General features: G+C 60.4%; 18 protein-coding genes. 1 reads left to right on the top strand and 17 read right to left on the bottom strand.

Annotated elements, in window-relative coordinates; genetic code table 11:
- The first annotated feature begins 195 nt into the window (after positions 1-195).
- On the top strand, positions 196-2,697 hold the full coding sequence (locus tag A0257_22075; protein ID AMR29906.1) for a copper oxidase: 2,502 nt from the start codon (positions 196-198) through the stop codon (positions 2,695-2,697).
- A gap of 431 nt (positions 2,698-3,128) precedes the next feature.
- On the opposite strand, the gene A0257_22070 is transcribed toward A0257_22075, so the two are convergent.
- The 17 genes from A0257_22070 to A0257_21990 form a co-directional block, all read right to left on the bottom strand.
- Positions 3,129-3,377, bottom strand: a complete 249-nt coding sequence (locus tag A0257_22070) for a hypothetical protein (GenBank protein ID AMR29515.1) — start codon at positions 3,375-3,377, stop codon at positions 3,129-3,131.
- A gap of 470 nt (positions 3,378-3,847) precedes the next feature.
- Positions 3,848-4,030: a hypothetical protein gene (locus tag A0257_22065; protein ID AMR29514.1), complete on the bottom strand. Its 183-nt coding sequence runs from the start codon at positions 4,028-4,030 to the stop codon at positions 3,848-3,850.
- A 421-nt stretch (positions 4,031-4,451) separates the two neighbouring features.
- Positions 4,452-4,922, bottom strand: a complete 471-nt coding sequence (locus A0257_22060; GenBank protein ID AMR29513.1) for a DUF305 domain-containing protein — start codon at positions 4,920-4,922, stop codon at positions 4,452-4,454.
- A 94-nt stretch (positions 4,923-5,016) separates the two neighbouring features.
- Positions 5,017-5,358 (bottom strand): hypothetical protein, encoded by a 342-nt coding sequence (locus A0257_22055; GenBank protein AMR29512.1) that lies wholly within the window; start codon positions 5,356-5,358, stop codon positions 5,017-5,019.
- Between the two features lie 53 nt (positions 5,359-5,411).
- Entirely contained in the window at positions 5,412-5,930 is a 519-nt protein-coding gene (locus A0257_22050; GenBank protein AMR29511.1) for a hypothetical protein, read from the bottom strand.
- 61 nt (positions 5,931-5,991) lie between these two features.
- Positions 5,992-6,783, bottom strand: coding sequence for a hypothetical protein (locus A0257_22045; protein AMR29510.1), 792 nt, complete (start codon positions 6,781-6,783; stop codon positions 5,992-5,994).
- An 81-nt stretch (positions 6,784-6,864) separates the two neighbouring features.
- On the bottom strand, positions 6,865-8,202 hold the full coding sequence (locus A0257_22040) for a hypothetical protein (protein AMR29509.1): 1,338 nt from the start codon (positions 8,200-8,202) through the stop codon (positions 6,865-6,867).
- Between the two features lie 200 nt (positions 8,203-8,402).
- Positions 8,403-8,873: a hypothetical protein gene (locus A0257_22035; protein ID AMR29508.1), complete on the bottom strand. Its 471-nt coding sequence runs from the start codon at positions 8,871-8,873 to the stop codon at positions 8,403-8,405.
- 267 nt (positions 8,874-9,140) lie between these two features.
- On the bottom strand, positions 9,141-9,569 hold the full coding sequence (locus A0257_22030) for a hypothetical protein (protein AMR29507.1): 429 nt from the start codon (positions 9,567-9,569) through the stop codon (positions 9,141-9,143).
- 732 nt (positions 9,570-10,301) lie between these two features.
- On the bottom strand, positions 10,302-10,511 hold the full coding sequence (locus A0257_22025) for a hypothetical protein (GenBank protein AMR29506.1): 210 nt from the start codon (positions 10,509-10,511) through the stop codon (positions 10,302-10,304).
- Positions 10,512-10,708: 197 nt separating this feature from the next.
- Positions 10,709-11,089, bottom strand: coding sequence for a hypothetical protein (locus tag A0257_22020; protein AMR29505.1), 381 nt, complete (start codon positions 11,087-11,089; stop codon positions 10,709-10,711).
- Positions 11,090-11,265: 176 nt separating this feature from the next.
- The gene (locus A0257_22015) at positions 11,266-11,607 is read right to left on the bottom strand and encodes a ferredoxin (protein AMR29504.1); all 342 of its coding nucleotides are present in this window, start codon (positions 11,605-11,607) and stop codon (positions 11,266-11,268) included.
- Positions 11,608-11,679: 72 nt separating this feature from the next.
- Positions 11,680-12,261, bottom strand: coding sequence for a hypothetical protein (locus A0257_22010; GenBank protein AMR29503.1), 582 nt, complete (start codon positions 12,259-12,261; stop codon positions 11,680-11,682).
- A 44-nt stretch (positions 12,262-12,305) separates the two neighbouring features.
- The gene (locus tag A0257_22005; protein ID AMR29502.1) at positions 12,306-15,536 is read right to left on the bottom strand and encodes a multidrug transporter AcrB; all 3,231 of its coding nucleotides are present in this window, start codon (positions 15,534-15,536) and stop codon (positions 12,306-12,308) included.
- Between the two features lie 99 nt (positions 15,537-15,635).
- Entirely contained in the window at positions 15,636-16,784 is a 1,149-nt protein-coding gene (locus A0257_22000) for a hypothetical protein (protein ID AMR29501.1), read from the bottom strand.
- Positions 16,768-17,376: a hypothetical protein gene (locus tag A0257_21995; protein AMR29500.1), complete on the bottom strand. Its 609-nt coding sequence runs from the start codon at positions 17,374-17,376 to the stop codon at positions 16,768-16,770. The genes A0257_22000 and A0257_21995 overlap by 17 nt, the downstream gene beginning before the upstream one ends.
- Complete coding sequence (locus A0257_21990) at positions 17,376-18,584, bottom strand: hypothetical protein (protein ID AMR29499.1); 1,209 nt, start codon at positions 18,582-18,584, stop codon at positions 17,376-17,378. Before A0257_21990 ends, A0257_21995 begins: the two co-directional genes overlap by 1 nt.
- Between the last annotated feature and the right edge of the window lie 24 nt (positions 18,585-18,608).

Here is an 18,608-nt window from a genome sequence, read left to right as displayed (position 1 = left end):
CCTCCGCAAATTATGCAAGTCGGCTGCGTAATCGCACCAAACTGTATTCTCCCGGAGAGAGTAACAGAAACCCAATCCATTGCATAGGTCAGCGCCGGTTATTTCCGGTAGCTGGTGGGCCTTCTGGGCCATTAAATAATTTTCGTAATGACTTCTACTTTTAGTAAAATCCTGGCTGTAATCGGCCTGTTGCTCATGGTCCGGCCGGCCGGGGCCCAGACCGATACGACCGTGTACCGCCTGACTATGCGGGAGGAGATGGTGAACAAGGCGGGCAAGCCCGTGATGGGTATGACCGTCAACGGTAGCGTTCCTGGTCCTACGTTGCACTTCACGGAGGGTGACTACGCCGTTATCTACGTCAAGAACGAGATGTCCGTAGCAACGTCGGTGCATTGGCATGGCCTGCTGGTGCCCAACTTCTACGACGGCGTACCCTACCTCAACACGCCGCCCATTGAGCCGGGCCAGACCCAGAAATACCAGTTTCCCCTCAAGCAGGCCGGCACTTACTGGTACCACTCGCACACGATGCTACAGGAGCAGAGCGGGGAATTTGGGGCTATCGTCATTGAGGCCAAGCAGGAACGTCTGAAGTATGACAAGGAATTGGTAGTGGTATTCTCGGACTGGACCAATCAGAAGCCCAAAAACGTGCTGCGCTACCTCAAGCGGGGCACCGACTGGTACAACATCGCCAAGGGCACGGCCACGCCGCTCAACCGCGTAATTGCCCGCGGGGCCTTCGGGGCGCAGCTCAACTTCTGGAAACAGCGCATGAATGCCTTCGGCATCGCCGACGTGTACTATAATGCCTTCCTGGTCAATGGCCAGCCGGAACAGCAGTATCCGGACCTGAAGCCCGGCGAGCGGGTGCGCCTGCGCGTCGTCAACGGCTCGGCCTCGACCCAGTTCTGGACGAGCCTGGGCGGTGACCCGCTGCTGGTTGCTTCTGACGGACAAGACGTGGTGCCGGTCAAGCACAGCAAGACGTTCATCGCGGTGGCCGAAACCTACGATTTTCTGGTGACCATTCCGCCCACCGGTAAGCTGGAGCTGCGGGCAATGGCCCAGGACGGTTCGGGCACTACCGTGGCCTACCTGGGCACGGGCCCGGTAGTGGCTGGCCCGGTGCTGGTCCGGCCCGATAAAATCGCGCTCATGCAGCAGATGGCCAAGATGGACATGCGCATGGGCGCGCCGGCCCTCAAGTTCCGGCCCAACCACGTTGACCCTCAGCAGATGAAAGCCAACTGGGGCATGCAGATGGGCAAAAAGGATAAAAAAGGGGACATGGGCGGCATGGACATGAGCGGCGACAAGAAAATGGCTGGCATGGATATGAGCGGCGGCCAGAAAATGGGCGGCATAGATATGGATGGCGACAAGAAGATGGCTGGCATGGACATGAGCGGCGATAAGAAAATGGCCGGCATGAAGATGGGCGACCAGCCGACTTCATCTAAGCCCGATATGGCCGGCATGAAGATGGATGGCACGAAGATGGCCGCTGACACGGCTCACGCCGGACACGATATGTCGATGAGCGGCGACAAGAAAATGGCCGGCATGGACATGAGTGGTGACAAGAAGATGGCCGGCATGGACATGGGCGGCGACAAGAAGATGGCCGGCATGGGCGGCATGGACATGTTTTCGGAGTACAACTACGACTACCTGCGCGCGCTAAAGCGGACGGCCTACGCCGACAGCCTACCCGTGCATAACGTGCTGCTCAACCTCACCGGCAACATGCAACGCTACGTCTGGAGCATGAACGGCGTGCCCCTGAAATCGGCCGATAAAATCCCGATTCGGCGCAACCAGGTTACGCGTATTTCCTACAACAACCTGACGATGATGCACCACCCCATGCACCTGCACGGGCACTTTTTCCGGGTCATCAACGAAAACGGCGAGTACTCACCTTTGAAGAACGTCGTGAACGTGCCGCCCATGAAGCAGGTCACGATTGAGGTGCTGGGCGATGAGTCGGGTGACTGGTTTCTGCACTGCCACATTCTCTACCACCTCACCAGTGGCATGGCCCGCATCGTGAGCTACGATACGCCCCGCGACCCGCGCCTGAAGGGCTCACCGGTGAGCAAACTACTACACGAGACTGATAAGTACTATACCTGGGGCCTGCTCGACGCCGCCTCGCACATGGGCACGTTGAACCTTGTATCGTCCAACATCCGCAACCAGTTTAACCTGAGCGTGGAGAACGGCTGGAACCGCAATATGGAAACGGAGGCTACCTACGAGCGTTACCTCTACGACTACCTGCGCGTGTTTGGGGGCGTAAACGTAGAGAACTTCCGGAAACGAATGATGTCGCCCGCCACAGAACAGGTGAACGGCAAGGTGGTGATTAAAACCACCACGACGGCCGTAGTCGGCCTGCGCTTCCTGACGCCCTACCTGTTCAGCCTCGATGCCCGTATCGACAACCAGCTGCGCCCCCGCATCAGCCTGGGCCGCGAGATTATGATTTTCCCCCGACTGCTGGCGTTCGGCTATTATGAGTACCAGGTTGACTTTGGGTGGGTAAACAAGCTGGAAAACAACCGCAACTTCTCCAAGCAAGTAGTCTGGAACAGCGGGCTAGAGTATATGCTCTCCCGCAACTTCTCGCTGATGGGTAGCTACGATAACCGCTTTGGCGGCGGTGGCGGCCTGAGGGTGCGGTTTTAGCGGTCTTCCGGGCTGGCTTCAATTTGATAGTGTTCACCAGCGAAGGACCCATCAGCGGTAAGCTTATTGGCTGCGTGAGCCATTCCGCAGCCACTGCCAGGTGCTGATAAACACAGAAAAGCCGGCGACTTCGCGTGCCTACCAACCAAACGTAAAACAGCAAGCCTGGAAGTCAAGTCGACTACCAGACTTGCTGTTTTACGCTTTATAGGACTAATTACGGATTTACCGCATAAAAGTGGCCATACCCGCCGCCGCGTGGTTGCTCGTGTGGCAGTGGTAGGCCTACTGGCCCACGTCGTCGGGGACCATATCGGCTACGACGGGCACGGCGGGCAGCACCAGATGAGAGAAATATTACTTTATGAGAGTGCATGAAGTTAAATTTATGACCTCAATAATAATATAAAAGTGACTCCTTCTCCGTCAATTTACTTTTTCACCACCAGGTTCATGCCGCACTTCGGGCACTTGCCGGGCTGGTCGGCCACCACTTCGGGGTGCATGGGGCAGGTGTACTGGGTAGCCAGGCCAGCGGGTACGGCGGTGCTGTCGGGGGGGGCGGCCGCAGTGACGGGGGTAGCCGTGGTGGTTTCGGTGGGGCTCTTGTTGTCGGAGCAGCCGGTGGCAAATAGGGTCAGACTGGCCAGGGCCAGGCCGTAGGTGAGGAACTTACTCATGGGATTGTTGAAAAAAAGGAAGACACAGGGCTGAACCGCAGCCCGAAACGGAGGTGATGAAATCAATTGAGGCGCTACCTGGCCAGGCCACTCATGTAGTCGTCGCCGGCTCCCTGGCGCAGGGTGAATTCGCCTTGCAGCAGGTAGGCCCCGGCCAGCCGGTCGCCGGGCCGCAAGCCGCCGAGCACGGGCACCGCGCCGGCCGTGCCCAGCCGCACGCACGAAAGTCCCACGGCCGACGGACCGGGAGCATAAAGTAACACCCAGAAGCTAAACCAAAAAGGCATGGCTCCGCACGTAGGCGGGGCAGGCGGGCGGCGGGGCAGTAGTTGCCAATCACGGCGTTGCGGCCGGCTCATCGGCCGGGTAGGTGGGGGTAAGCGAGCGGTGAGCCAGGCGCAACGCGGGCGGCGCGGACACGGCTACCAGCACTGGCAGCTTTAGCTGCGCGGGGATGAGTTCCACGGCCACTACCGAGAACACCACGCCGGCCGCGAAATGCAGAATGGCGCAGCGCCGGCCCCGGCGGGCGCTGCACGGCCACTACCGCCCCCCACCATCACCACGGCGGGCAGCAGCGAAAACAGCAGAATCGTGGTCCAGGCCAGGGCCGCCGGCGCGGCGGGGGGTAGGAGCAGTAAGGGTAAAATCATGGGTACTGGTATTAGGCGAAAGACGCGGCAGGCAAGTCGAGGCTATCGGTTGGCGGCCAGCGGCAAGGTGGGAGGCGAGAGAAGATTCATGCGCCGAATGAGCACGGCGTTCAAAATGGCCAGCAAAGCCACGCCCACGTCGGCAAACACCGCTTCCCACATCGTACCCGCGTGTCTCTTCTCTATCGCCCGAGCGCATGGCCAGCTTGGTGATGCCCTCGGCTTTAGCTCGCGCACGGTCCGGGTGGATGAGCCTTGCGTAACATCAATCAATAACTTATCCGCCCCTGTCAGCACCTCAAGAATAACGGCGCAAACCAGCAGAGCGCGCAGATTATTAGCTACTTACCCCGGTTTTTCGGTTGACCATAATCCCCTAACTACTGGCGCTGTTTCCGGGTCTGCCCCCGGATGACGCTGGCTACTGCGCGACCCGCGCCCGTTCCAGCCGGGCCAGCATCCGCTGCATCTGCTTAATTTCGCGCTCTTGGGCCGCAATGATGCTGTCGGCCAGCTGGCGCACCTCCGGGTCCTTGATATCCGCACGCTTGCTGACCATGATGGCAATGGAGTGGTGCGGAATCATGGCCTTCATCCAGAGTGTGTCGCCAATAAAGGTTTGGGAGCGCACCATAATGATGACCACCACGAAGGCTACTAGGCTACCCCCCATAATCAGGGCGTTGCCCTGCTTGTTAGGGTACATACTCCACATAAAACCCATCATAATCAGGGTCATCGGCACTAGCATGAGCAGGGCCATATATACGCGGGTGAGGCTGAAATACACGTGGTCCCACTCGTAGACGTTCAGGTACATCACGGCGTACATGGCCACCAGGGAGGTGCCCAGCATCAGAAAAAAGCGGGAGTAAGGGGTTTTGTGTTCCATTAGGACGAAAAAATAGATTAGAAGAGAGAAGTGTGTTGGCTTGACTGCCAAGGAATCTGCCTAATCCGTAGGCCGGCGCTTTAAAGCCTGGTATTCAGGAGGTTAGCCCCCCGCTGTCCGGCTCCAGGAGCGTGAGTTGGTTGTTGGCCGGGTCAATCAGGGAGAGGTGACCGGGGCCGGCCGCCACTATCCGCCCCTGATTTTCGCCCGGTACCAGCGGGCGGTGCTCAAACCGCTGCCGGGCGGTAGCGGCCGAACCAACCGGGAGAACGTGCGACCCCGGCCGGCCCTGCGTGGAGAATACCAGCGTGTCGGCACCGGGTACCTGGAGCGTGGGCGGGTCGGCTTGCATAGCCTCTTCGGGCAGGTTGAGCACATCAGCGTACCAGCGCAGGGAAGCCAGCAGGTCGGGGGCGAAAATGAATTGAATGGCCATGAGTGAATCGATGAAATATAAACGAACAGGAAAAAGTCAGCCGAGCCGGCCTCCTACCCCGCCTGTGCCTCGTGCTGTCGGCGCAGCGGTACGTCGAGCAGCATCGGCACGCCCTGAATCAGGGCCAATACAATAAACTGGTAGCCCTTCAAAAAGTCGTGGTTGACCAGCAGCAGACCTGCTCCGATGAGGTTGAGCAGCGCGGCAACGGCGTAGAGCCGCTTGCGGGTGCTACCCTCGACCACAGCGGCAGTGTAGGCGAAGCCGACAGCCCCAAACAAGAACCACAGCGTATGAAAGCTGAACTGCATCAGCGGCTTGGATTCAGAGGCGTGGGCTCCGAAGTTTTCGACCATCGCCAGCACCGTGGCCCCGGCCCACACCCACACCAAGGCATTGGCCCGGCCGCCCAGCCCCAGCGTGAGAGCCACCGGCACCAGCATGGCGGCGGTCCAGGTATAGAGCACGGCATGGTGGCCGTGTTCCATCGTGTGGCCAAAGTATTCAGTCAGCAGGTAGGCCACCGTGACGGTGAGCCCCCACCACAGTAGCAGCGATTGACGGGTAAGCATGGAAAAAGGAGTTAAGAAGAAAAATAGGCGGCGACCGGTCTTAGCTACCAGCCGCCGCGCATTAGAACGACTGCTGAATGGCCAGGTTGAGGCGGTACTTGTCCGCATCGGTACCCACACCCACCGCGACCCCGCCCGACATGACCATGCGCGGATTCATCTGTCGGCGCAGGCCGGCCTCTACCGACGAGCCTAACTGGCCACGCAGGGGTAGCTGCTCGCGCACGAAGTCCACGATGAGCGTTGATTGGGGAAAAATGCGCCCGGAATAACCGACCAGCAACGTGAAGCGGTCAAGGCGCTCGCCGATGATTTCGCCGCCCTCCGCCACCAGTTGCGGCTGGTTGTTGCGGCGGTAGAGCAGGTTGGCGTGCAGCCGGTGCAGGCCCAACCGGCTCAGAATACCCTTGGTGAGAATAAACGTGCCGGCGTAATCCGTGCCGTAGTTGTCGCGGCCGGTGCTCAGGTCCAGCTCGCCGGCTACGGCCATCGCCGGCACGAACCGGCCCTCGGTGTTGAAATTATATAGGCCCTTAAACTGCACGTTGCCGCTGCCCGTGCGGTCGCCGTTACCGCTGTACAAGGGCACGCCCACCGAAAACTGGGTGTTACGAAACGGCCCGATTTCGAGCGTGGGGACGTACTGCACCAGGTTGCGGCCGTCGCGGCTGCGCCGGTACGTCACGGGCAGTTGCAGCTCGCGGTTACCGTAGGCCGTGGCGTAGGCATCTTCCAGGCGGGTGCCGAAGCCCCCTTCCAGGTTGAGCTGGTCGGATTGGGCCTGGGCCAGTGGTGCCAGACAAAGCAGCAACAGCAAGACTGCTATTGCGCGAAAAAATACAAAAAAGGTCATGTCAATAATTAATTCGGAATGAAAAAATGAGTGGGGTACCCAGCGCACCGGGTACTTACCTTGCTGAGAAAACGAAGCGGGTTACTTGCCGAAGGCCGCCAAAGTCGGCTCTACGTTCATAGGTAGGGAAGGCACGTCGGGCATATCACCGTGCTTTTCCTGCCAGCCCTTGAGCATGGTATCGCGCATCATCTCGGGCGTTTTGCCGGGCTCCAGGCCGCCGGGCATCATCTTCATGCCGGGCATCATCTTCATCATGGCATCGTGCAGGGAGCCCTCGATTTCACCGGGCTCCATGCCGGGGCGCATCTTCATTTGGAACTGCGCCATCATCTTTTCCTTCATATCGGGGGTCATGTCCGGCATCATCAGCGGCATCATCTCGTCCATCATCTCGTTCATGATTTTCGACATCGAGCCCTCTGAGCTGGCCATCCAGGCGGGGTACTGGCGCGGGTCTACGTCGGGGTGGGGCAGGTCGAACTTGCGCACGTATTTCTCGTCGCCCGGCTGGTAGCTCATGGCCGCGATGACGCGGTACAATTCGTCGCGCTGCTGCTGCTCGGTCCAGCCCTCGTAGGCCAGAATATCATAAGCCAGCCCGTGCAGCATGTGCAGATTGTCGAAGATGTTGGCCGATTCGGGCGACATGCGCGAGTAGCGCGGCATCAGCTCACGACTCAGGACCATGCGTTGCGGCCGGTTGGGGTACACCTGTGCGAACATTAAATCATTCACGGCCTTGAGGGCGGCCTCCTGGCCCCCGTCGGCGTTACCGCTTATCATCTGCGCCTCGTAGATGGCTGGGTGCCACCAGTGGGCCACCCAGGCTTCGGAGTTCGACTTGGGATAGAAGTTGCGGTAGTAGGTGAAGTAGGGCTTCATCATGCAGGCCGCCCGGCGCATGGTGATGTCGAGCGGAGCCACCGAGCGGGCCACGTCCTTGTTGCGAGCCAGGTAGAGCTTCACGGCGCGGTCGGTCCACTCCTTTTTCTTGTCCCAGGCCACCTTCTGGCTGGCCATAATGTCGTAGGTCTGCTCGTGGTGCTGGTGCGTCCAGTCAATGGTGCGAAACAGCTTCCAGGCCACCCGTGCGGTGTAGGGGCCATACAGCGACATGGAGGGGCCAACTTTGGACTTCTTGTTCTTCACGTAATCGAACACCGAGGCATCGAAGTCGGCATCTACCTTCTCGCGGTCGGCCAGCTTGGTTTGCAGCAGCAAGTCGTGCTGCTTGCCGTGGTGGTAGTGGAAGCCCGCCGAGTAGGCTTCGGAAGGGCCGTGCCGACGAAAAAACGCCGCGTTGTACGGCCCCCGGATGTAGCTGAGTTCCTTGCGGGGCTCAGTAGTGGTGTGGCTGGCCGAGCACGAGGCCAGCAACAACCCTAATCCCAGGGTAAGTGGTTGAATAGGTTTCATGGTAATGAGTGGAAATGGGTAAAAAGAGTTAATTAGCAATATTTTGCGTGCTCGTCCTGCCCCGGCAAAATGAGGCAACGCAAGCCGTGAAAGTCCCAAAACAGTAGGTCAAAGGCCCACTCAGCTGGACGTAGCTGCGCCCCGGCCCGCGCCGGGCACGGCAGAGCCGTACCGACGCGAGCCGGGGCGCACAGGTAAAATCAGACTGTCAGGGACCGCAGGAAGATGCGCAGGTCGGGGATTTTGGGGGGCAGGTAGCGCGGCAGCACCAAGCGCACGGCTTGGGTACGGCTCCAGCGGCTGGCCCAGGGCCGAGGGGGTAGGGCCAGGGCTGCCGGCAACAAAGCCGGGCCAGGCAGGAATATTCCCTGGTCATTCGGCTGGCTCAGCTTGGCCAGCAGCGAGGCTTTCTGGTCGCGGCAGCAGCCCGAATGCGAGTGGCGGCCAGCTAAAGGCGGGTGTTTAGTAAGCCGCACGCAGGCAGTTGGCTGGCAGCAGCTAGCCGGGTCGGCCGCTGCTTGCTGGCAGCACGAATGCGCAGCTGCTACCGACCGTCGGGTCCGCGCCGGGCGCGGGCTTGCGCACCAGCACTGCCCCACCAGCACGTTGGCAAACATAACCAAGCAGGTCGTGGCCAACAGGCGGCGGAAACGGTAGAGGCTACGCAGCATTCGGGGGATTAGGTGGCTGAAACAGATGAATATTAGGTGACTCGTAAACCGCGAGAACTAACTCAGGGTTACACCTTTTAAGTAAGCTAGACAGCGACTGATAGTTAATAAGCTACTGTTAATAAGTAGTTTACATAATAAAGCAATTGCCAATTTGGTGTAGTCAGACCAAGATTATGCAAGTCTATCCGGCACATTTTACAACCATCCCCCGACCGCGACCAACGCGGCTGGGGGATGGTTGACGGTCGGCAGCTAGTGCGCCGACTACATGGCTTCTTTAATTTTCTTTTTAATCAGCCACCAGTTAACGGGGTAGGACGTAATAAATCCTAACAGCATGGCCAGCTGCATCATAAACCAGAACACCGGGTCGTTTGCCTTCAACTCATGCTTGAAAATGACGAACTTGGCAATGGCCATCCAGCCGTACATTCCTACCTGCCAAGCAGTTAACGAAAGCGTATCGGCCTTAATCGCTGCTTTGAGCCCCTCAACCGGCGAGAGGTCTTTCATGGGCTTAATGGTGAAGTACTGAAAAGCAATGCCAAAGAGAAAAGCGAGGCCGTAATCGAGCACCCAGGCCCCGAAAATGGCGTGCCCGAACAGCACAAAAGGCACAAATAGCACGAAGGTTTCCACTATGATGTCGCCCAGCGTGCAGCCACTGCCGCAGTGCAGCGCGCCCACCACCACGCTCTGCCAGAAGGGCTTTTTAGGCTTGTCATCTTCTTTCTTCTGGTCCTTACCTTGGCCCGGTCCTTGGCTGGACTTCTGGCCCTTTTGCTGGCTATCCTGGCCCGATTTATCTTGGTCTTTCTGCTGGTCGCCCTGGCCCGGTGGGTGACTCTGGGGCCGGCCCAGCTTGTAAGCCCACCAGCCCGGAATAGAGCGGCGTGAGTAGCCAGACGTAATTCATAATCCACATCTTTTGACGGTGACCATTCAGAATGTCAATGCCAACGATGACGACGCACAGTCCGGCCACGAGCAGTGAAATAAGCGCAATAGTATGCAGCATAAGGGTTTGGAAAAGGTATCAGGCTAGCCGGACTACACGTTGGAAACTGCCGAGTTTCAAGCGTAACCCCGCCGGTTAGGGTTGCCTAGGCCACTGGTAAGCCTAACCAGCAGCAGAACCCAGGTACCGACTAAACCCCCGGAAACAGTGCCGGGTTACGGCTCAGGTTAGTCACGCTCTGTGCTGTGGCCCACATAAAACAGCCATTCCAGAATATGTGGGTCGAAAGCTAACGGTAGCGGGACCAGTGTAGCTTGAAATTATGCAAGGACGCGGTATTAATTTATAACCGGATAGGTCCGCTATAAAGCGAAGTGCTGGCTGCCCGGTACCAGAGCTTTTGGCAACTAGCTGCCAAAAAAAACGCCCGGTAATACCAGGCGTTTTTCTGCAAACAAAGCAGGACCTTAGGCAGCCTGAATCTTAAAGCCGGCTTGCTCCACGGCCTGCATGACCTGCGCAGCCGTGAGCTGGTCGGAGTTGACGGTGAGAATCTTGTTGGGGTTAGCGGTGTCCACTTGCCAGTTGCCGGCCCCGGCTTCCTTATTGAGGGTAGGGGTAACGGCCTTGATGCAGCCACCGCAATTGATGTTGGTTTTGAACTGAAGCGTTTTCATGGTGAGTAAAAGTTAGGGTAGCTGAGCACGTCAGGCTACGGAATTAAAACAAATAAAGCTAGCCGCCAGTGCCGTAGTAGGGGTACAGGATTAGGTTTAGGGCTTGTATGATTTCGCGACCAAGGAGCTAGTGAGGCGCTAGAACGAAGAAGACCGCGCCGGCTTCAGCGCGGCCTCTTTCCGGGAAGTCGCGGAGGCTACATTTTCATGTTGCCCATCTTGGCGTCCGGCTTCATTTTGCCGCTCTTATGCATCTCTGCCATCGTAGTCATCTTGCCGTCCATCATCATGCACTGGCCATCCTTCATGGTCATCTTGGTGCCATCTTTCATGATGCAGGTGCCGTCAGTCTTGCAGACGCTGCCGTCGCTCATGGCCATGTCTTTAGTCATGGGCATCATTTTGCTACCGTGCATCATCATCATTTTGCCATCTTTCATGGTGCAGCCGGTCATGGCCATCTGACCGTGAGCCATTTGGCCACTCATTGGCTGGGTAGCGGGGGCGGTCTGGGCCTGGGCCTGGAGGCAAGCGCCGCTGAGCAGCAGCACGGGCAATAGTTTCAATGCGTTTTTCATGGGGTAGGGGAAAGTTGAATTTGTTACGGAAGTTGTTGATAAATAAGACACTATTGCTACCAAAGTGATTCAGGTTCGGCAGTGGGACGGAGGCAATGGGGTAGTACAAGACAAAAACAACAAAGCCCGGCCATTGAACGACCGGGCTTTGGCTGGAAATCGAATGGCTGCTTGTACTAAGCGGCCATGCTCATCGCCTCGCGGCAAGCTGCTTCGCAACGGCGACAAGCTTCGGCGCACTCGCGGCAGTGCTCCATGTGGGCGGCGTGCTTTTCGCACTCGTCGCCGCAGGCTTTGCAGATTTCGGCGCACTCCTTCAGCAAGTGCTGGGCGTGCTTCGAGTCGCGGGCCACGAAGCGAGCCGTTAGGGCGCAGAAGTCGGCGCAGTCGCGGTCAAGTTCGATGCAACGGGCCATCATTTTGATATCGTCACCGCGCAGGCCGGCAGTGGCGCAGTTCTCGCAGGAAGCCACGCAGGCGTTGAGAGCGTCGAGCAGGGATTGGTTTTGGGTGGGCATGGGAAAAGGAATTAGGTGGTTTCTCTACTTATACCTAAACGTTTCCGCTTCGGGTTTGCACCAAGCCGCCCATTAGCTTGCATTATTTAGCGCATTGGCGGCTGAGGCAGCCGCGGCGGCTGCCTGGTCCATTTGCTGCCGGTAAGCTGATGGGGCGTGCCCTACGAACCGCCGGAACTGACTGGAGAAATGCGACAGGCTACCGTAGCCCAGCTGCCGGGCAATGCGGCTGATACTCAGTTGAGAACCCGCCAGCAGCTCCTGCGCGTAGGCCAACCGCTGCTCACTAATGTGGCTGACGAGGCTCTCGGGACCCGGCAGCCGGGCGAAAATGCCGTGCAACTGGCGCACGCTCAAGCCCGCTTCCTGGGCCAGAACCGGGATGAAGTCGCGGGGCCGTAATTCAGGACGGCGCAACAAGTCGGTAACTAACTGCTTGACTTGGGTAGCCCTGGCGTGCCGGGGATTTTCCAGCAGGATGAAACCGGCCGCGGCTAACGTCTCCCGGACGCGCTCCCAGTTCAACTCGGCAGCCGGGCCGGCTACCTTGGCAGCTCCCAGGCGCACCGCCAGCACCCGCAGACCCAGGCTTTCCAGCTCGTGCTGTACTCGCTGAATACAGCGCATACACACCATGTTCTTGACGTACAGCATACTATCGGCTTGGTCTGAAGAGGAGAAAGGCACGAGGCAGGGCGTTAGACAGCGGATGGAATAGTGTTCTGGTCGGCCAGCGGGGTAAGGGGCTGGGCATCCAGCTCTTGGGCGTCCGGCTGGGGGTGCGCATCAAGGCTGACCTCGTTGTGGCCGCGGCGGTACTGGGCCAGGGCCTTTTCGCCGACCAGCCAGAAGACTACCGGCGTCACCACGATGTCGAGGAAGGTGGACGAGAGCAGACCACCGAGAATCACGGTGGCCACGGGGTAGAGGATTTCCTTGCCCGGCGCATCCTTGGCTAGCGTGAGCGGCACCAGGGCCAGGGCCGCCACCAGGGCCGTCATCAGCACCGGCACCAGGCGTTCGAGCGAACCCCGGATAATCATCTCCTTCCCGAATACTTCGCCCTCGTGCTCTACTAAATGGAGGTAGTGCGAAATCATCATGATGCCGTTGCGCGAGGCAATGCCGGTAAGGGTGATAAAGCCCACCAGCGAGGCAATGCTGAACGTGCCGCCCGTGAGCAGCACCGCCGCCACCGAGCCGATAAGGGCCAGGGGAATGTTAAGCATAATCTGCCCCACCAGCAGCCCCGACTTGAAGTGCGAGTAGAGCACCAGGAAGATGCCAGCCAGCGAAAACAGGCTCAGCCAGAGAATCTTCTGGGAAGCTGATTGCTGGCTCTCGAACTGCCCGCCGTAGGTGAGGTAGTAGCCGGCCGGCAGCTTCACCTGCTGGTTGATGCGGGCCTGCACTTCTTTCACCGTGCTGCCCAAGTCGCGCCCGGCCACGTTCATCGAGACGGTAATGCGGCGCTGGATATTCTCGTGGTTGATAGTGTTGGGGCCAGGCTCGTAGCTCACGTCGGCCACCTGGCTCACCGGAATTAGCGCCCCGCTCGGCGTTTCAATGCGGGTCTGGGCAATAGTGGTCACGTCGTTGCGCTGGTTTTCGGGCAGCTTCACCAGCAGGTCGAAGCGCTTCTGCCCGTCGAGTATCTGCGACACCACGTCGCCCTGAAACAGGGTTTCGAGGGTGGCTACTACCTGGCCGCGCTCCAGGCCGTAGGCCCGCAGCGCCGCGTCGCGAGGGCGCACCAGCAACTGCGAAATCTGCACCTGCTTCTCCACCTGCAAGTCCACCACGCCGGGCACCGCGCCGGCGACGGTGCGGATTTCGTCGGCGTAGCGGCGCAACTCCAGCAAATCGTTGCCGAAAACCTTGATGGCTACCTGCGCCCGTACCCCGCTCAGCAGGTGGTCGAGGCGGTGGGAGATGGGCTGGCCGATGTTCACGTTTACCCCCGTAATCAGGCCCAGGCGCTGGCGTAAATCGGCCAGGATTTCCGCGCGGCTTCGGAGGGTTTTGCCCGCTTTCTTCAGCTCCTCGGCCGTTTTAAAGGCTACTTCGATTTCGGAGTTGTTCACCGCTTCGGCGTGCTCATCCAACTCGGCGCGGCCGGTGCGCCGGGCGGTGTAGGCCACTTCGGGCAACTTCAGAATCTGCTCCTCGCCCAATGTGCCCAGCTTGTTGGCCTCGGTGAGCGAGGTGCCGGCGGGCGCGGAGAAGTTCACCGTCAGCGAGCCTTCGTTGAAGGGCGGCAGAAACTCGGTTCCGAAAAAGGGCACCAGCGAGACGGCCGCCGCGAACAGCAGGCCAGTGACGGTCAGCACTACTTTCGGGCGGCTAAGCCCCCAATGCAGCAGCCGGGTATCCTTATGCTTGAGCCAGCGGATTAGCCGGCCTTCCTGCTCGGCCGCCCGAATCTGCTTCATGCGGGGTAGCAGGTAGTAGCAGAGCACCGGCGTAACGGTGAGTGAGACGAACAGCGAGGCCACAATGCTGGTGATGTAGGCCACGCCCAGCGGCGCGAAAATGCGGCCTTCGATACCTTCGAGCGCGAAGAGCGGCAGAAAGACTAGCACCACGATGATGGTGGCGTACACGATGGAGTTGCGCACCTCCGAGGAAGCCGCGTAAATCACCCGCAAAGCGGGTTTAGGGCGGGGTAGGTGCTGGTTTTCCCGCAGCCGCCGGAACACGTTTTCCACGTCCACAATGGCGTCGTCCACCAACTCGCCGATGGCAATGGCTAGCCCGCCCAGCGTCATGGTGTTGATGCTGATGCCGGCGAAGCGGAACACCAGGGCCGTAACCAGCAGCGACAACGGAATGGCGACCAGCGAAATAAACGTGGTGCGCACGTTCAGCAGGAAGGCAAACAGCACGATAACCACCAGAATGGCTCCGTCGCGCAGCGCATCCTCCACGTTGCTTATCGACGACTCAATAAAATCGGCCTGCCGGAACAGGCGCGTGTTCACCCGCACGTCCTTCGGCAGCGAGGGCTGTAACTCGACCAGCGCCTTTTCCACGGCTTCGGTCAGGCCCACGGTGGCCGTGCCGGGTTGCTTTTCGATGCTCAGAATCACGGCGGGCTTACCGTTCACGCTGCCGTCGCCGCGCTTGAACCGCGCCCCGAAGGCCACGTTGGCCACCTGCTTCACGCTGATGGGCGAGCCCTGCCGGTAGCCCACAATGATGTTCTCAATGTCCGGCACCGAGCGCAGCCGGCCCAGGTTGCGAATCAGCACTTCCGAGCCGTTGCGGTCGAAGAAGTTACCGGTAGTATTCAGGTTGGAGCGGCGCAAAGCTTCTTCCACCTGCGTGATAGTCAGACCCGTAGCGTTCAGGCGGGGCATATCCAGCAGCACCTGGTATTGCAGGTTGTCGCCGCCAATGGGAATAACCTGCGCCACGCCCGGAATGCTGAGCAGGCGTTGGCGCACGGTGTAGTTGGCCAGCGTGCGCAGGTCGGCGGCCGAGGTAGTATCACCCGACAGCCCGACCAGCATAATCTGGCCCATGACCGAGGAAATCGGTCCCAGCACCGGTGTAATGCCGGTGGGTAGCTGCCCGCTCACGGTTTGCAGCTTCTCGGCCACAATCTGGCGGGCCGTGAAAATATCAGTGCCGTAGTCGAACTCCACGAACACCAGGCCCAGGCCAATGGCCGAGTTGGAGCGCACGGCTTCCACGCCGGTGGCCCCATTCAGGGCCGTTTCCACGGGCAGCGTCACCAGGGCCTCCACTTCCTCGGGGGCCATGCCGGCCGCTTCCAGAAACACCGTCACGCGGGGGCGGTCCAGGTCGGGCAGCACGTCCACGGGCAGCTGCCCGGCCGTGTAAGTGCCGGCAATGAGCAGGCCCCCGGCAAACGCCAGCAGGAGTAGCCGGTTTTGCAAAGCAAAGCGAATGATTTTATCGAGCATCTTTTTAGCTGATGGCCATTAGTTAATGGCTGTTAGCCTTTTTATCGGTGATTTTAAAAAAAGCTACTAGCTATCAGTTAGTAGCTAACATCCTAAAAATCACTGGTTAAGGTAGATGGATTTGAGCTGGTAAGTGCCCACGCTCACTACCCGGTCATTCTCCTGCACGTCGCCGCCTGTCAGCACGGTTTGCTCGCCATTGGCGGGGCCGGGCTGCACGTAGTGAATTTTGAAGATTTCCGGGTCGGTATGCACGAAGACCACGGGCTTGCCATTGAGGTCGGTCAGGGCCGAAGTGGGTACTACCAGCTGCTTTTGGCCCGCGCCGCTGCGGCCCAGCACCTGCACATTCACGGCCTGGCCGGCGCGGAACAGGTTGCGGCCCGCATCAGCGAGTTCGAGCACCAGCTGGCGGGCCTGGTTCACGGGGTTCACCACGTTACTGAATACCACTAGCCGAGCCGGGGCACTGCCCGCCTGCCCTTGCAGGCCCTCCACCCGGAATTGCGCCCCCTCGGGAATTTTAGCCAGGTCCTGGGCGAAAACCTGGGCCTCCACCCGCAGCTTGCTGGGGTTGAATACCCGCAGCAGCTCATCACCCTGCGTCACCTGCTGGCCCACGGCCAGGGTAAACAAGTCCACCGTGCCGCTGATGGGCGAAGTGATGCGCACGCGGCGGTTGCGACCCTGCCCGTTGAGAATGGCGGCGTTCTGGCGGGCCTGGCGCAGGCGCAGCTCGGCGGCCACCACGTCCTTACGAGCGGCGATGTCAGCAATGGTTTGCAAGCGGGCGTAATCCTGCTGGGCGGCCCGCAGCTCGGCCTGGGCGTTGGCCCGCTCGGTACTGAGGCCGATTTGCTGGGTAGCGTCCAGCGTCTGGTCAACCACGGCCAGCACCTGACCGGCCCGCACTTGCTGGCCCACTTTGGCCGCCAGGCTCACGATGCGCCCGGTCTGGGGGGCCACCACCCGGCCTTCGCCCCCAGCGGCCGACGATACGGTGCCGTAGAGCGTGAGGCGGGAGTAGGTATCGGAGTAGCCGGCCAGCGCGGTGCGCACCCCGAATAGAAACTGGCTCTCTTTGGGCAGCGCCACCGCGTCGGTCAGGGCAACGCCGGCGGCGGCTGGGGCCGCGCCGCCGTGGTCTTCGCCGCCGTGGGCCCACAGCGCGGCGGGCGGCGGCAGCAGGACCGCGAAGGCTAGCCCCAAAGCGGCCGCAGCCGCGAGAAATTTAGGCGTGGTTTTCATAGACGGGAGCCGTGGAGGAAGAAATAGTAGCGGGACGACGACGGCGCAGGAACAGCGCCGTCACGGCGATACCCAGCCCGAAGGCCCCGAAAAGCAGCAGCCCCGTTTTCCAGGAGCCGATGAGGGCCGGAGCCGCGACGGGCGGGGCCGCGGCGGCCGGTAGGCGCTTGCCTACCTCAATACCTGAGAGCAGCATCAAGTCGGCTTTATCGCCAGCCACGATATTGACGGCCAGGCTATAAGTCTGATTGGCCGGGAAAACGCCCTCGACCAGGTAGGCCCCCGGCGACTGCTCGCTAACGGTGAACTGCAAGTCAGCCGCTTCCGGGCAGGTCACGGTTAGCTTCGCGCCCTTAATCGGGGCGTTGGTGGCGTAGTCCGCCACGAACAGGCGCATGTCGGCGTCCTGGCCCTTGGTCAGCGGCTCAAAGCGCAGCAGCAGCTCAAAATTTTCGGAGAGCGCGGCCACCGAAAACGTGGTGGCCACCGGCCCGGCCGAGGGCTTGGCCGCGCCGCCGTGGTCTTCGCCACCGTGAGCACGGGCCCCGGTGGCCAGCAGCAGCGTGAGTAGCAGCAGGAGAAGATTCTTCATTAGTAGCCCCGCAGGTAGTTAAGTGCGATGATGGCCTGCCGGTAGTCCCGAATGGCGGTCAGGTGCGTATTCTGAATGGTAAAAGCCTGATTTAGACTCTGAATCAGCACCAGGTAGCTGATTTCGCCGGCCCGGAACAACCGTTGCGACTGGCTGATAATGGCCCGTGACTGGGGTAGGCCAGTTTGCTCGTAGTAGGTGAGCGAGGCGGCAAACTTGCGGGTGTCGGCCAGGGCCTGCTGGTACTGGGTACCCAGGTCGAGGCGCTGCACCTGCAACTGGGCCTGCGCGGCCTGGCCGCGGGCCGTGGCCGCTTGCAGCTGGGCGCGGTAGGTCCAGAACCAGATGGGCACCGACACGCCAAACTGGAAGCGGTAGCGCGTCGGCGAATCATTAAGCCCCTGGTTCTGATAGCCGAGCGTCAGGGCCGGGGTGCGCCGAGCCCGCACCAGACTGATGCCCGACTGGCTCAAGGCCACGTTCTGCCCGTAGTAGGCCAGCGTGGGGCTCCGGGCCACGGCGGCGCTGTCCTGGGCGGGCAGCGTGCCGAGCAGCTCCGCGCCGGCCTGGGCCAGCTCGGGGCCGGTTTGCCGCAGGTCGGTTTCGGCGGTTAGGTTGGCTTCGGGCTGGCCTAGCAGAAGCCCCAGCCGCCGTTGCGCCGCGCGCTCGTCCACGCGGGCCTGCTCCAGCTGGTTGCGCACCTGCCGGGCTTCGGCATCGGTACTCACCTGTTGCAGGCCGGTTATCTCGCCCGCCGCGAACAGGCGGTCAGTAGCCGTTTGCAAAGCCCGAAATAGGCTGTCCTGGTAGGTAAGCTGGCGTACTTGAGCCTCAGTAAATTGCAGGCTTAGGTAGACCTGGCGCACGTCGCGCCGCACGGTAGCGCGGCTCACTTCCAGCCCTTGCTCGGCCAGCGAAATGCCGGCTTGCGCGGCCTGGGCTTGCCGGCGGTACACGGTCGGAAAGTCGATGGTTTGCACCACGCCGGCGGCCCACTGGTAGCCTGAAGGAGCCGAGTAAAGGAAGTCGGGGTTGGTAAGCGAAAAGGCACCCCGCTTCAGCGCGCGCTGCTCCTCAATTTCCTGCACTGACTGGCGCAGGCGCGGGTGCCGGCGCAGGGCCTGGCGCTCGGCGCTGTCGAGGTGCACCACGACCTGCTGGGCCCGCGCCGGCCCGGCCAGCAGCCCCAGCAGCAGCAGCCCCGGCAATCGTTGGCAGATTGAAAAGTATTT

It is taken from the genome of Hymenobacter psoromatis (assembly GCA_001596155.1).
Lineage (GTDB): Bacteria > Bacteroidota > Bacteroidia > Cytophagales > Hymenobacteraceae > Hymenobacter.
The sequence above is the reverse complement of the archived record's forward strand: the minus strand, read 5'-3'. Positions and strand labels throughout refer to the sequence as shown.

Excerpts from the sequence above, each read along its gene's own strand:
- A0257_22005 (AMR29502.1), bottom strand. The coding sequence starts at position 15,536 with ATGCTCGATAAAATCATTCGCTTTGCTTTGCAAAACCGGCTACTCCTG.
- A0257_22040 (AMR29509.1), bottom strand. The coding sequence starts at position 8,202 with ATGAAACCTATTCAACCACTTACCCTGGGATTAGGGTTGTTGCTGGCC.
- A0257_22075 (AMR29906.1), top strand. The coding sequence starts at position 196 with ATGGTCCGGCCGGCCGGGGCCCAGACCGATACGACCGTGTACCGCCTG.
- A0257_22050 (AMR29511.1), bottom strand. The coding sequence starts at position 5,930 with ATGCTTACCCGTCAATCGCTGCTACTGTGGTGGGGGCTCACCGTCACG.
- A0257_22025 (AMR29506.1), bottom strand. The coding sequence starts at position 10,511 with ATGAAAACGCTTCAGTTCAAAACCAACATCAATTGCGGTGGCTGCATC.
- A0257_22020 (AMR29505.1), bottom strand. The coding sequence starts at position 11,089 with ATGAAAAACGCATTGAAACTATTGCCCGTGCTGCTGCTCAGCGGCGCT.
- A0257_22070 (AMR29515.1), bottom strand. The coding sequence starts at position 3,377 with ATGAGTAAGTTCCTCACCTACGGCCTGGCCCTGGCCAGTCTGACCCTA.
- A0257_22055 (AMR29512.1), bottom strand. The coding sequence starts at position 5,358 with ATGGCCATTCAATTCATTTTCGCCCCCGACCTGCTGGCTTCCCTGCGC.
- A0257_22065 (AMR29514.1), bottom strand. The coding sequence starts at position 4,030 with ATGATTTTACCCTTACTGCTCCTACCCCCCGCCGCGCCGGCGGCCCTG.
- A0257_22010 (AMR29503.1), bottom strand. The coding sequence starts at position 12,261 with ATGCTGTACGTCAAGAACATGGTGTGTATGCGCTGTATTCAGCGAGTA.
- A0257_22035 (AMR29508.1), bottom strand. The coding sequence starts at position 8,873 with ATGCTGCGTAGCCTCTACCGTTTCCGCCGCCTGTTGGCCACGACCTGC.
- A0257_21995 (AMR29500.1), bottom strand. The coding sequence starts at position 17,376 with ATGAAGAATCTTCTCCTGCTGCTACTCACGCTGCTGCTGGCCACCGGG.
- A0257_22015 (AMR29504.1), bottom strand. The coding sequence starts at position 11,607 with ATGCCCACCCAAAACCAATCCCTGCTCGACGCTCTCAACGCCTGCGTG.
- A0257_22060 (AMR29513.1), bottom strand. The coding sequence starts at position 4,922 with ATGGAACACAAAACCCCTTACTCCCGCTTTTTTCTGATGCTGGGCACC.
- A0257_22000 (AMR29501.1), bottom strand. The coding sequence starts at position 16,784 with ATGAAAACCACGCCTAAATTTCTCGCGGCTGCGGCCGCTTTGGGGCTA.
- A0257_22045 (AMR29510.1), bottom strand. The coding sequence starts at position 6,783 with ATGACCTTTTTTGTATTTTTTCGCGCAATAGCAGTCTTGCTGTTGCTG.